Source organism: Neorhizobium sp. T25_13, from assembly GCF_002968675.1.
Lineage (GTDB): Bacteria > Pseudomonadota > Alphaproteobacteria > Rhizobiales > Rhizobiaceae > Neorhizobium > Neorhizobium tomejilense.
The window spans coordinates 176236-190315 of the sequence record NZ_PVBI01000004.1 but is presented as its reverse complement, the minus strand read 5'-3'; the positions used below and the strand labels follow the sequence as shown (position 1 = coordinate 190315).

Genomic DNA, 14080 nt, shown 5'->3' with positions numbered 1-14080 from the left:
CTCACACCCGCTCCACAAACCCGTCCAGCACCCGCTTCTCTCCGGCCCGATCAAACTCGATCGTCAGCTTGTTGCCCTCGATCGCCGAGATGTTGCCGTTGCCGAACTTGACGTGAAACACCCGGTCGCCGACCGAAAATTGCGAGGGCTTGTCGGCGACCGATTTGGCCACCAGTTCGCCGTCGATCGTGCGGGTGCGCGGGCCGCTTTCGCCGTAGCCGATGCGTTCCACGGCGTGGCCGGAGCGGGTGCCCCAGTTGTCGCGGGTGGCGTCGGTCTTGTTGGCCTGGGCGCGCTTCCAGCCGGGTGTGGAATAATTGTTGGCGAAGGGCTCGGCCTTGTCGAAACGCGACTGGCCGTAGCCGCCGCGCCCGCCATAACCGCCGTAATTGCTGTCTGAGGCTGCGACGTCCACATGGGCTGCCGGTAGTTCATCGAGGAAGCGCGACGGCATGGTCGACTGCCAGAGGCCGTGGATGCGGCGGTTCGAGACGAACCAGATGTGGCAGCGGTGTTTGGCGCGCGTCAGGCCGACATAGGCGAGGCGGCGTTCTTCTTCCAGCCCTGAACGGCCGCCCTCGTCGAGCGCCCGCTGGTGCGGAAACAGGCCTTCCTCCCAGCCGGGCAGGAAGACGGTGTCGAATTCCAGGCCCTTGGCCGAATGCAGCGTCATGATCGACACGGCGTCGAGGTTTTCGTTGTTCTCGGCATCCATGACCAGCGAGACGTGTTCGAGGAAACCGCGCATGCTCTCGAAGGCTTCCATGGAACGGACCAGTTCCTTGAGGTTTTCCAGCCGTCCCGGCGCTTCCGCCGATTTGTCGTTCTGCCACATGGCGGTATAGCCGCTCTCGTCGAGGATCTGCTCGGCAAGCGTGGTGTGGAGCGTGTTTTCGAGCAGGCCCTGCCAGCGGCGGAAGTCGGTGACCACGTCGAACAGCGCCTTGCGCGCCTTCGGCTTCATCTCGTCCGTCTCGATGAGGTCGGCCGCCGCCTGCAGCATGGGGATGTCGCGGGCGCGGGCATAGTCGTGCAGGTAGCGCACGGTCGTGTCGCCGAGGCCACGCTTCGGGGTGTTGATGATCCGCTCGAAGGCGAGGTCGTCGGAGGGCTGGCAGACCATGCGGAAATAGGCCATGGCGTCGCGGATTTCGAGCCGCTCGTAGAAGCGCGGGCCGCCGATGACGCGGTAGTTGAGGCCTAGTGTCACGAACCGGTCTTCGAACTCGCGCATCTGGAACGAGGCGCGCACCAGGATCGCCATGTCGTTGAGCTTGTGCTTGCCGCGCTGGAGGTTCTCGATCTCCTCGCCGACGGCGCGCGCTTCCTCTTCCGAATCCCAGGCTGCATGTACCACGACTTTCTCGTCGTCGGGGTCGGAGCGGTCGGTGAACAGGGTCTTGCCGAGGCGGCCCTCGTTATGGGCGATCAGATGGCCGGCGGCGCCGAGGATGTGTTCGGTGGAGCGGTAGTTGCGCTCCAGCTTGATCACCTTGGCGCCCGGAAAATCCTTCTCGAAGCGCAGGATGTTGTCGACTTCCGCGCCGCGCCAGCCATAGATCGACTGGTCGTCGTCGCCGACGCAGCAGACGTTCTGGGGAACGTCCTTCGGCCGCTGTGCAAGCAGCCGCAGCCACATGTACTGGGCCGTGTTGGTGTCCTGGTACTCGTCGACGAGGATGTAGCGGAACTTGCCGTGATATTCCTTGAGAAGATCCGGGTTCTTGCGGAGGATCGCGATCGGATGCAGCAGAAGATCGCCGAAATCGCAGGCGTTCAGCGTGCGAAGCCGCGCCTGGTAGGCGGCGTAGAGCTCGCGGCCCTTGCCGTTGGCAAACGCACGGGCGTCGCCTTCGGCAATGTCCGGCGGCGTCAGGCCCTTGTTCTTCCAGGTGTCGATCATGCCGGCGAACTGTTTTGCCGGCCAGCGCTTGTCGTCCAGCCCCTCGGCCTGGATGAGCTGCTTGATCAGCCGCACCACGTCGTCGGTATCGAGGATGGTGAAGTCGGAGCGAAGGCCGGCGAGTTCCGCATGGCGGCGCAGCAGTTTCACGCCGATCGAGTGGAAGGTGCCCATCCAGGGCATGCCCTCGACCGCGCCGCCGACCAGAACGCCGACGCGTTCCTTCATCTCGCGCGCTGCCTTGTTGGTGAAGGTGACGGCAAGGATCTGCGAAGGGAAGGCCCGGCCGGTCGCGAGGATGTGGGCGATGCGGGTGGTCAGCACCCGCGTCTTGCCCGTGCCCGCGCCCGCGAGCACGAGGACCGGGCCGTCGAGCGTCTCGACCGCTTCGCGCTGTTCCGGGTTGAGGCCTGCGAGATAGTCGGGCGCCCGGTGCTGGTCGCGGGCCGCCATGGCGCGCGCGGCGATGCCGAGGCCGCCGTTTCCGGCCGGCTGCGCCAGGGCGGGGGCCGGGCCCTTGCGCTGCGCCTGCTCAGGTTCTTCGTCGAAGAACGGAATGTCGTCGAAACTGTTCGTCATGCGGCCAATGTAGTGATTCGGACCTGAAAGACCAGAAAATGTTCTGCTTTCATTCCGACTGTTCACACAAGGCAAGGCCAAATTGTGAAGAGGCCGCCGGTTGCCCACTGCGAAAGCGGCGATTTTAGGAGTATATGTATGCCTCCGATCTAACATATGCGTGAAATTTCGTGAGGTTACATTTTTGTAAGGTTGCCGAACACCCATTGCGTGAGCACCCGCAAAAAAGGATACTCCCGAGCAATTATGGCCTCCTGGTGCCGCCATCGGAGAATTGAATGCGGATTTGGAAACAGCTTCTGCTCTGTATCGTAGTCCTGGCCGGAGCGCTCGGCCTGTGGGTCTACCTGGTGCCGAGCGCCGGCGGAACCCTGACAAAGATGGGCGTTCCCGGTGAAGTGATCGCCGCCGTCATTCCGAGAACCGCAGCCCAGCCCGCACCGGCTCCAGCGGGTGCAAACGGCAATGCTGCGGCGCGTCCGCAAGGCGAGGGCGCTGCGCAGAATGGGCAGCGCGGGGCAGGCGGCCAGGGTGGTGCCCAGGGCGGGGGCCAGGGTGGCAACCGGGCGACCCTCGTCGTTGCTCAGCCGGTCGCGATCGGCACCGTCAACGACCGCCTCTCGGCGATCGGCAGCGGTCAGGCCATCCAGTCGGTCGTCGTCATGCCGCAGGCTTCCGGTACCATCAACGAGATCATGGTGACGTCGGGCCAAAAGGTCACCAAGGGCCAGGTTCTCGCCCGCCTCGATGACGAAGAGCAGACGATCGAGCGCGACAAGGCGCGGGTGGCGCTGGCCAGCGCCCAGGAAAAATCCGCTTCCTACAAGAACCTGCAGTCGTTCTCGCGCCTCGACGTTTTCGATGCGCAGATCGCCGAACAGGCCGCAAAACTCGCACTCTCCACCGCCGAACTCAATCTCAGGCGCCGCGATATCGCCGCCCCGATCGACGGCATTGCCGGCATCGTCGCGGTCAATATCGGCGACAACGTCACCACCCAGACCAATATCGTGACGATCGACGACCGCACGGCCATTCTGGTCGACTTCTGGGCGCCGGAGCGTTTCGCGGTTGCGATCGAGCCGAGCCAGCCGGTCGAGGCGAGCTCGATCGCCCGTCCGGGCCAGGTCTTTTCCGGCAAGGTCGAGGCGATCGACAACCGCATCGATCCGGCAAGCCGCACGATGCGCATCCGCGCCCGGGTCGAAAATCCGGGCGATGTGCTGCGCGCCGGCATGGCCTTCAACGTCGGCATGCGCTTTGCCGGCGAACGATATCCGGCGGTCGATCCGCTCGCCATCCAGTGGGACGGCGAAGGTTCGTATGTCTGGCAGGTCAGGGACAACAAGTCCGTCAAGACCCGGGTGCGCGTCGTCCAGCGCAACCCCGACGCGGTCCTCGTGGGCGGCGAGCTCAAAGAGGGCGACAGGATCGTGACCGAAGGTCTGCAGCGTGTGAGGGAAGGGGCTCCGGTCCGGATCTTGGGCGCGCCGGAAACGGCTGAGGTGGCGCGCCAATGAAGATCGAACTCCCAGGCGTTGGCCATGACGACGAGGGGAAGGCCGAGGCGGAGAAATCCGCGCAGAGCTTTACCGCCCTCTTCGTCCGCCGGCCGATCCTTGCCGCGGTTCTGAACACGCTGCTGGTCGTTGCGGGTCTTGCGGCCCTCGCCGGCGTCGAGGTGCGCGAACTTCCCGACGTCGACCAGCCGGTCATCACCGTGCGCACCAATTACGACGGCGCCTCACCGCAGACGATGGACCAAGAAGTCACCCAGGTGATCGAGGGCGCCGTCGCGCGCGTCTCCGGCCTCAAGGCTCTGTCCTCGCAGTCGCAGTTCGGCTCCAGCCGCGTGACGATGGAGTTTTCCGACAGCGTCGATCTGTCGGAGGCCGCAAACGACGTGCGCGATGCGGTCGGCCGCGTCGTCAACCAGCTACCGGACGATGCCGACGAACCGCGCATCGTCAAGGCGGACGCCGATTCCGACGCCATTATGCGCCTTGCGGTCACGTCATCGAACATGTCGATGGAAGACCTCACCCAGCTCGTCAACAACGAGGTGGTCGACCGGCTTGCCGCCGTCGAAGGTGTCGCGGACGTCGAACTTTACGGCGATCAGGACAAGGTGTTCCGCGTCGATGTCAACCAGTCCGCCCTGGCCGGCCGCGGCCTGACCGTTGCCGACGTCTCCAATGCGCTGTCGAGCGCGGCGCTCGACGTTCCGGCCGGCTCGCTGAAGAGCACGACCCAGGATATCGTCGTTCGCGCCACCGCCAACCTCACCACGCCGCAGGATTTCGAAAACGTCCTGATCGGCCCAAATGTCCGCGTCCGCGACGTGGCGACCGTGGCACTCGGTCCGGATGACGGCACGACGGTGCTGCGCGCCAACGGCGTGCAGGGCGTCGGCCTCGGCATCATCCGCCAGGCGCAGTCGAACACGCTCAACATTTCCGAAGGTGTCAAGGCCGCCGTCGCTGAGATGCAGAAGGCGCTGCCGGAAGGCACCCGCATCGCCATCACCGGCGACGACGCGATCTTCATCCAAGGCGCGCTGCACGAGGTCGAGATCGCGTTGATGCTCTCGGCCGCGGTCGTCGTCGTGGTCATCTACCTCTTCCTGCGTGACTGGCGCGCCACGCTGATCCCGGCGATCACCATGCCGGTGGCGCTGATCGGCACGCTGGTGGCGATCTACCTCGTCGGTTTCTCGATCAACATCCTGACCCTGCTGGCGATCGTCCTGGCGACCGGTCTCGTCGTCGACGACGCGATCGTCGTGCTCGAAAACATCGTCCGGCGACGAGCGGAAGGCATGGGTCCGCGCGCCGCGGCCGTGCTCGGCACCCAGGAAGTTTTCTTCGCCGTCATCGCGACCACGGCGACGCTTGCCGCCGTCTTCATTCCGCTGTCCTTCCTGCCCGGCCAGATCGGCGGCCTGTTCAAGGAATTCGGCTTCGTGCTCGCCTTCTCGGTGGCGCTGTCGTCGGTCACCGCCCTGACGCTCTGCCCGATGCTTGCGTCGCGCATGCTGACCAAGCCGATGAAGGAGGACCACGGTCTCCTCGGCGCCTTCGGCAACGGGTTCGCCAGGGTCTATGCTTCGTCGCTGCGGTTCTGCCTCAATGCACCGCTGGTCGTCATCGTCGTGTCGGTGGTCTTCTCGATAGCCGCCTACAATGTCTTCGGCCTGGTCAAGAGCGAGCTGACGCCGCGCGAGGACCGCGCCACGATCATGCTGCGCCTGACGACGCCGCAGGGCGTCAGCCTCGATTATACCCGCGACCAGATGCAGCGCGTCGAAGAGAACCTGAAGTCGCTGCGCGATTCCGGCGAGATCACCAATGTCTTCTCGATCTCGGGTTTCGGCAGCAACACCAATAGCGGCTTCATGGTTCTGACGCTGGCGCCCTGGGGCGAGCGCAGCCGCACGCAGGACCAGATCGCCGCGGACGTTAACGCCGCGGCGCTGAGGGTTCCGGCCCTGCGCGGCTTCACCATGCAGGCGAACAGCCTGAAGATCCGCGGCGCCGGCAACGGCCTGCAGATGGCCCTGGTCGGCAACGACTACGACGTCCTGACCTCGACGGCACTGAAGCTCGTGTCGCATATGGAAAGCGAAGGCGCCCGGTTCTTCGATACGCCGCGTCTCACCAACGAGCCGACCCAGGCGCAGCTTTCCGTCGCGATCGACCGCGAGCGGGCCTCCGACCTCGGCATCGACATCACCGGCCTGTCGACCGCCATGCAGTCGCTGCTCGAGGGCCGCTCGGTCGTCGACGTCTTCGTCAACGGCGATGCGTTGCCCGTCAAGCTCACCTCGACCACAAGACCGATCGACGATCCGACCGATCTTGAGAACATCTTCCTCAAGACCGGCGACGGCAAGATCGTGCCGATGTCGACGATCGCGACCTTGAAGGAAGGCGCGGTGGCGCCGCAGCTCAACCGCGAGGAACAGCTTGCCTCTGTCTCGATCTCGTCCAACCTGCGCGACGGCGTGGCGCTCGGCGATGCGGTCAGGGAAGTCTCCGCAATCGCCCAGCCGTTCCTGCCGGCGGGCGTTCGCTTGGTTCCGATGGCGGAAGCGAAGACGCTCGGCGAAAACTCCAATGCCATGCTGATGACCTTCGGTTTTGCGATCGCGATCATCTTCCTGGTGCTGGCGGCGCAGTTCGAAAGCGTGCTGTCGTCTATCATCATCATGTCGACCGTGCCGCTCGGTCTTGCCTGTGCCGCCATCGCGCTGGTGCTGACCGGATCGAGCCTCAACGTCTACAGCCAGATCGGTCTCGTGCTGCTGGTCGGTGTCATGGCGAAGAACGGTATCCTGATCGTCGAATTCGCCAATCAGCTGCGGGACCGCGGCACCAGCGTGCGCGAGGCGATCGAAACCGCCTGCGCCATGCGCCTGCGCCCGGTGATGATGACGATGATCGCCACCGTCATCGGCGGCGTGCCGCTGCTGCTGGCCCAGGGCGCTGGTGCGGAAGCGCGTATCGCGCTCGGCTGGGTCATCGTCGGCGGTCTCGGCTTCGCGGTCATCGTGACGCTGTTCATCACCCCGGTCGCCTATCTTCTGATCGCCGGCTTCGCCAAGCCGCATATGCACGAGGAAGCGCGGTTCCATGAGGAACTGGCGCATGCCTCGCGCGGCGGGCAGGAGAAGCAGGATAACGAGAAGGAAAAAGAGGAACAGCTGCTCGCCGCCGAGTGATGGGCGGAGAGAAGACCTGTCCCTTCCATAGCCGCTGTCCTCGGACCCGATCCGGGGACAGGCAGGATAGTGTCGAGATTTCGACCGCCTACCGGCCGAGCAGGTCGTTGAGCTGGCCTGCAAGCGCGCCGCTGCCGGCGCGGTCGTCGGCCATCTTCTGAAACACGCCCGCCATTCCCTTGAAGATCAGCGAGGCCGGATCGTCTTCACCGAGGAATGCGGCGATTTCCTCCATCTCCGCCACCCAGCGATAGGCTTTCGCATACATGTCCGGAATGGCGCCCGAGAGTTTCCGATCGAGGTCGGGGTTGCTTTCGGCCATCTCCCGCCTGAGGCTCTGGTCGGCGCCCGATCCGATGGCGGCGAGAAGCATGGCGGTGCCGAGGCCGGTGACGCCCTTGTTGATGCCAGCATAACACATCTTCAGCGCCGAGGCTGCGCCGACGGCGCCCTCGATCCGGCGGACGTGAAGCCCGTGCCCGGCGAGAACGGCGCTTCTGTCCGCCCCGTCACCGCTGATATAGAGTTTTGGTCCGGCTTTTCCCGGCTGCGGCGGCAGGCCGATGATCGAGCCGTCCAGCACGTTCGCCTGGCCGGGCCTGAAGACGGCTGCAACCTGGCGCATCGTGTCGGGCGAGATCGCGTTGCAATCGATGAACGTCACCGGGGTCGAGCGCTCTCCGATCGCCGCCGACAGACGTTCCGCGACGCCGATCGCCTCGCCGGGCGGGACGATCGATAGAACGATCTCAGCCCCGATGATGTCTTCGAGCGGGGCGGGCTCCATTCCGGCGGCTCTGGCCCGGTCGTGGCTCTCGGGCGAGCGGCCATCCAGATAGGTCAATACCTTGGCGCCGCCGTCCGCCAACTGCCGGCCGATCCCGCTCCCCATCGCACCCGCGCCGATGATTGCAATTGTCGCCATCGCTGATCTCCTGAAACTTGATAAGGGCAGGACCTGATCTAGAGCATCGATCGGTGACTTGCAGGTGAACTATTTGGCGCCGAGGGAAAAAGATCTGCCCGTGTGCCGGAATCAGGGAACTCCTGCCTCCACCTCGGTCAACGACGACTTCGGCGATTCGCCTCCGGCTCCTGTAACCCCTGCCGGGATGGAGCTGAAGGACTTACCGACGCGGGAGGCTCGCCGTGGATATCTCCTTGCGGTGGTCGCTTTTGAGGGTTCTTGTGCCCATGACGTCCGTGACCGGCGCCTGTTAAACTTGCGGCAACCTTGTGCATGGCATGGCAATGTTGCCACGCAGCAGAAGGAGAGACGTATGGCGTTGATCGGCTTCAAGAATACCCATAACCAGTCCGTATACATCAATCCCATGCAGGTGCTTTACGTCACGACCTTCGAAGAGGAAGTCACCATCATCGCTCTCGCGCTTGCCAGCGCCGGCGGCAAGCCCACGGCCGTATACGTCCGCGGCAATGTCGATCAGGTACAGCAGAGGCTGAGCGTGGCCGTAGCCGGCTAGGTTCCGCGTCCGTCATCCTCATGTCGAGTTCGTCGGGGGGCAGCTTTCAGCGCCCCGTCCGACACAAAAATCCGAAATCGCCAAGGCCCGACTCCGCGCGATCGGTCTGCCGCTGTTCCGGCTGGACAAAACCCGACCCGTCGCCTAACCAATCCCTTGAAAAGACAAGAGGAGAGTGATCATGGCGATCAAGGATGTGAAGGCAGGCCTTCGCAACGAAGAGGGCATCTCGACGGTCCTCGGCATCCTCAAGCAATCCTTCGGTGAACGTTTTCAGACCGGCCAGTCGTTTCGCGAGCAGCATGCCCACACGACGACCTATCTGCCGGCGCAATTGCCGGACGGCGTCGTCTTCGTCGAGAGCGCCGGCGACGTCAAAGCCGTGGTCAGGGCCTGCGCCGAGCATCGCGTGCCGGTGGTGCCTTTCGGCATCGGCTCCTCGCTCGAAGGCCAGGTGAATGCGCCCTCAGGCGGCATCTCGATCGATTTCAGCCGCATGAACAAGGTGCTCCGCGTCAGCTCGGCCGATCTCGACGTGACGGTGGAGCCCGGCATCACCCGCGAGGAGCTGAACCGCGAGCTTCGCGACACCGGCCTGTTCTTCCCGATCGATCCCGGCGCCAACGCCTCGGTCGGCGGCATGACCGCCACCCGCGCGTCCGGCACCAATGCGGTGCGCTACGGCACGATGAAGGACAATGTCCTCTCGCTGACCGTCGTGACCGCCGACGGCGAGGAAATCCGTACCGCGCAGCGGGCCCGGAAGTCCTCGGCCGGCTACGATCTGACCCGCCTCTTCGTCGGTTCGGAAGGCACGCTCGGCGTCATCACCTCCGTGACGTTGAGGCTGCAGGGCATTCCGGAAAAGATCGGCGGCGGCGTCTGCGCCTTCCCGAGCGTCAAGGCCGCCTGCGACGCCGTAATCATGACCATCCAGATGGGCATCCCGGTCGCCCGCATCGAACTGCTGGACGACGTGCAGATGCGGGCCTGCAATGCCTATTCGAAACTCTCTTATCCGGAAAAGCCGACGCTGTTCCTGGAATTCCACGGCACCGAGGAAACGGTGGCGCTGCAGTCGGCGCAGTTTGCCGAGATTGCCACGGAATGCGGCGGCGACGAATTCCTCTGGACCGCCAATGCCGAGGAGCGGGCAAAGCTGTGGCATGCGCGGCACAACGCCTATTGGGCGAGCCGGGCGCTGGCGCCGGAACTCGACGGCCTGTCGACGGACGTCTGCGTGCCGATCTCGCGGCTTGCCGAATGCGTCGCCGAGACCCAGGCCGATATTGCCGAACAGGGCCTACTGGCGCCGATCGTCGGCCATGCGGGCGACGGCAATTTCCACGTCCTGGTGCTCTTCGACGGCAAGGACCCGGCCTCGGTCGAGAAGGTCGAAGCGTTCATCGCTCGCCTCAACCACCGGGCACTTTCGATGGACGGAACCTGTACCGGCGAGCATGGCGTCGGCCAGGGCAAGATGTCGTTCCTCGAGGAGGAACTGGGCGGCGCCGTCGACCTGATGCGGACCATCAAGCGGGGCCTCGATCCGGATAATATCTTCAATCCGGGCAAGATCTTCAGGATTGCCGAATGAGATGCTCCCGCAAGCTTGACTTGCCTGTGAACCCAATGGAACTAGTCTCTTAAGCAAGATCAGGGAGACGGATACCGTGCTCGGACGCATCCTGTTGGCATTCGGCGGATTGGTGGTGGTGGCGCTGTTTACGGCGCTGCTCGCGCCGTTCTTCGTCGATTGGTCGAGCCTGCGCGTCGGCTTCGAGGAACAGGCAAGCCGCATCCTCGGCAAGAAGGTCACCGTCCACGGCGACGTCGATGCACGTATACTGCCGTTTCCCTCAGTCACCCTGCATGACGTACGGGTGGGCCCCGATACGGATGGTCAGCCGCTGGTGCAGGTGGCACGGTTTTCGATGGATATGGAGCTGGCGCCGTTCCTCTCGGGCGAGGCGCGCATCTTCGACATGCGCATCGAGGAGCCGAAGGCTCGGATCCGGCTGTTGAAGGACGGCTCGCTCGACTGGATGCGCGGCAGCCGTGCCGCGATCCCGGCCCGCACGGTGGTCATCGAGGATGTGCATATCACCGGCGGCGAGATCAACCTGATCGACGAACAGTCCGGGCAGTCGCGGCAGATCACCGGCCTCGCGGGCGATTTTTCCGCCGGCTCGCTGCGCGGCCCCTGGCGTGGCGAAGGCAATGCGGCGCTCGACGGTCATGAGACGCGGTTCAACCTGGCGAGCGGCACGGCGGATGCCGAGGGCAAGCGTATGCCGCTGCGCCTCAGGCTCTGGCCGGATGCGCAGCCCGTCGAGGTCAATCTCGACGGCGAGCTCACCGTCGCCGACAACAAGCCTGCCTATAACGGCAACTTCACCCTCGACTTCCTGCAGGAGGAAGACGAGACCGAACCGGTGGCGCCGCCGCCGCCGGGGCCGCGCCTCAAGGGCGGGTTCGAGGTCACCAACGAACGCATTCGCGTTCCGCAATACCGGCTGGAAGTCGGGGCGACCGATAACCCTTACGTGGTGACCGGCGAAGCGACCCTCGATACCGGCGAGAAGCCTGAATTCCTGCTGACAGCCGACGGCCAGCAGATCGACGTCAATCGGCTGGGCGAGGGCGCGCGGGCAAAGACCGGCCGCGATGCCGCCGCTTCGGCGCAGCGCCGCATCAACAATTTCATCCGGCTGGCGGCCTCGATCCCCATTCCGCAGGTGCCCGGCCGCGCTAGCCTCAGGCTGCCGGCGATCGTCGCCAACGACACGACCATACGCGATATCAGGCTCGACATCCGTCCCGCCGGGCGCGGCTGGACGGTGGACAACGTGGTCGCCACCCTGCCGGGCCGCACGCAGCTGGAGGCCAAGGGTAGCCTCGTGCTTCGCGACCGGACGTCCTTCGTCGGCGACATGCTGGTCGCCTCCAGCCAGCCGTCCGGACTTTCCGACTGGCTTTCGGGCCGGGTAGCGCCCGAGCTGCGCCAGCTCCGCTCCGCCGGATTTTCGGCAAAGGTCAACCTGACGCCGGACCTGCAGCGGTTCGACAACCTCGAGCTGGCGGTCGGTCCGGCAACGCTCAAGGGCCGTGTGGAACGCCAGTCCGCCCAGGGGCATACGCCCAATCTTTCGATGAGCCTTGCCGGCAACGAGATCGATATCGATGCGATGCGGGCGCTCGCCTCGCTGATGACCGGCGACGATGCGGGCCAGGACGTGCTCGACCATCGGGTTGCCGCGACGCTGAAGGCCGACCGGTTCACCGCCCTCGGGGTCGCCGCCAACAATGTCGACACCGCCTTCACCCTGGCCGGCGGCGCGCTGTCGCTGGAGCGCCTGACGATCGGCAATGTCGAAGGCGCCACGGTTTCGGCACGAGGTCGCGTAGAAGGCTCGCTGCTTGCCTATTCGGGCAATGGCAGCCTCACCTTCCGTTCCGCCGATCCGACGGCTTTCCTGACCATGCTGCGCGACCGGCTGCCCGCGCATCCGGCTCTCGCCCGGCTTGCGGCAAACGGCGCCTGGTTCGCCAACACGGATCTCGGTGCCAGCCTGACCGTCGGCGGCGACCTCAACGGCGTGGAGGTCGTCCTCAAGGGCAAGACCAACGGCAGCGCGGTCAATGCCAACCTGAAGCTTCCAGGCCTCTTCGACCTGACGAGCGGCACCGACATGACGCTCGTTGCGTCGCTCGACAATCCCGATCCGATGGTTCTCCTGGGGCAGGCGGGTCTCGATCCCCTGCCTTTCCAGGGGGATGGCGCGGGAGAACTGCTGCTCAACGTCCACCAGGGTCCGAATGCCGGGGCAAAGGCTGCGCTGACATTCACGACCGAAAAGACCTCGCTGGACATTAACGGCGATATCCGGATCGGCAGCGAGGGTTTTGGCGAGGGCAGCGGTCACGTCACGCTCAGAAGCGCGGATCTGGAACCCTATCTGCTGATGAACGGCATCGGCCTGCCGCAGTTCGGCACCGGCATGCCGGTGACGCTCGACGCGGATTTCAGCATGACGCCGGAGGTGGTGAAGATCGCCGCCCTTAAAGGTGCGGCGGACGGTAATGCGATCAGCGGTGACATCGCCATCGACCGCAAGGCGCCGGGCATGCCGGCCACCGGCTCGCTCAGCGTCGACAGCCTCGATCTTGCCTGGCTCGGTGAGGCGATCTACGGGCCGTTCAGCGATCCGCAGAGCGGGGCGTTTTCCTCCAAGCCCTTCGCCCAGCCGATCTTTTCCGGCGCGGACGTCGCCCTCGACGTCAAGGCGCGACGGTTCGATGCCGGCGTCTTCGGCAATATCGATGATTTCGCTGCCAGGGTCACCCATCGCAGCGGCGGCATCACCATCGAGAACGGTGCGGGCAACTGGCAGGGCGGCCGGCTCGCCGGCCGGCTGCTGATGTCGAACGGTGACGGAACAGGACTCCTGCAGGCCCGGATTTCGGCTGAGAACGCCGATCTCGCGCCGCTCGTCTGGAAGGCCGGCGGCAAGCCGGTCGCCGCCGGCAAGCTGGATTTCAACATGTCCGCCGAATCGACCGGCAAGACCTTGGCCGAGCTCCTGGGTGCAACGAGCGGTTCGGCCGAATTACGGCTGAAGGATCTGACCGTCGCCGGCATCAATCCCGATGCGATGAAACCCTTGATGACCGGGGTCGACAAGCTTGGCGGCGAGGTGACGGAGGCGCGGGTCCGGCCGATCGCGACCGGCCTGCTGCATCAGGGAAATGCGGCGGTGGGCAACGTGACCATCCCCATGACGATCACGGCCGGCGAAGCGCGGGCGCAGAATGTCGCAGCCGGCGTCGGCACCACGAAGCTCGCGGGCGAGGGGCGCTTCGATCTGCTGGATGACAGTCTGGGCGCAAATCTGGCGGTTACCTACGATGCCGGCGAGGAAGCGCTGGCTGGCGGCGATCCGACCATCCGGCTCGAATATTCGGGGGATATCGCCGCACCCGCCAAGCGGGTCGATATCGCGGCCATGACCAATTTCCTGTCGCAACGCGCCTTCGAGCAGCAGCGGCGGCGTGTCGAGACGCTGCAGGCGAGCGTGCTCGAAAAGCAGCGTCTTCGCCGTGAGGTGGCGCTCTATAATTTCCAGGCGATCGAGCGGCAGGCGGCCCGCGACAAGGCGGCGGCCGAAGAGCGGGCCCGCCAGCAGCAGGCGGCGGAGGCGGAACGCCAGCGTCAGGGCGTGGAGGCGGCGGCGCGTGCGGCGGAGGAGGTGCGTCAGCGTCAGATCAGCCAGCCGCCGCAGCTGATCGTACCGCCGACCGACGGCGCGATCCGCCAGAACTTTCCGTCCCCCGGCATTTCCAATATGCCAAGTCTGCCAGGGGTGCAGCAGTAGCTGCCCCAACGGCGGTGCC

7 protein-coding genes are annotated in these 14080 nt (G+C 65.1%); 5 read left to right on the top strand and 2 right to left on the bottom strand.

Annotated features, from left to right (window positions below; all coding sequences use genetic code 11):
- Position 1: 1 nt before the first annotated feature.
- Positions 2 to 2482, bottom strand: coding sequence for an ATP-dependent helicase (locus C5J22_RS11110; protein ID WP_105438275.1), 2481 nt, complete (start codon positions 2480 to 2482; stop codon positions 2 to 4).
- Between the two features lie 278 nt (positions 2483 to 2760).
- On the opposite strand from C5J22_RS11110, the gene C5J22_RS11105 reads away from it, so the two are divergent.
- Together C5J22_RS11105 and C5J22_RS11100 are read left to right on the top strand one after the other, a co-directional pair.
- Positions 2761 to 4002, top strand: a complete 1242-nt coding sequence (locus C5J22_RS11105) for an efflux RND transporter periplasmic adaptor subunit (protein ID WP_105438274.1) — start codon at positions 2761 to 2763, stop codon at positions 4000 to 4002.
- Entirely contained in the window at positions 3999 to 7202 is a 3204-nt protein-coding gene (locus C5J22_RS11100) for an efflux RND transporter permease subunit (RefSeq protein ID WP_105438273.1), read from the top strand. Before C5J22_RS11105 ends, C5J22_RS11100 begins: the two co-directional genes overlap by 4 nt.
- Positions 7203 to 7290: 88 nt before the next feature.
- On the opposite strand, the gene C5J22_RS11095 is transcribed toward C5J22_RS11100, so the two are convergent.
- Entirely contained in the window at positions 7291 to 8127 is an 837-nt protein-coding gene (locus C5J22_RS11095) for an NAD(P)-dependent oxidoreductase (RefSeq protein ID WP_105438272.1), read from the bottom strand.
- Between the two features lie 355 nt (positions 8128 to 8482).
- Here C5J22_RS11095 and C5J22_RS11090 point away from each other — a divergent pair, with 355 nt between their 5' ends.
- The 3 genes from C5J22_RS11090 to C5J22_RS11080 all read left to right on the top strand — a co-directional run bounded on the left by C5J22_RS11090 (position 8483) and on the right by C5J22_RS11080 (position 14061).
- The gene (locus tag C5J22_RS11090; protein ID WP_105438271.1) at positions 8483 to 8686 is read left to right on the top strand and encodes a hypothetical protein; all 204 of its coding nucleotides are present in this window, start codon (positions 8483 to 8485) and stop codon (positions 8684 to 8686) included.
- Positions 8687 to 8867: 181 nt separating this feature from the next.
- Positions 8868 to 10283, top strand: a complete 1416-nt coding sequence (locus C5J22_RS11085; protein ID WP_105438270.1) for an FAD-binding oxidoreductase — start codon at positions 8868 to 8870, stop codon at positions 10281 to 10283.
- A gap of 76 nt (positions 10284 to 10359) precedes the next feature.
- Positions 10360 to 14061: an AsmA family protein gene (locus tag C5J22_RS11080; protein WP_105438269.1), complete on the top strand. Its 3702-nt coding sequence runs from the start codon at positions 10360 to 10362 to the stop codon at positions 14059 to 14061.
- Positions 14062 to 14080 lie beyond the last annotated feature (19 nt).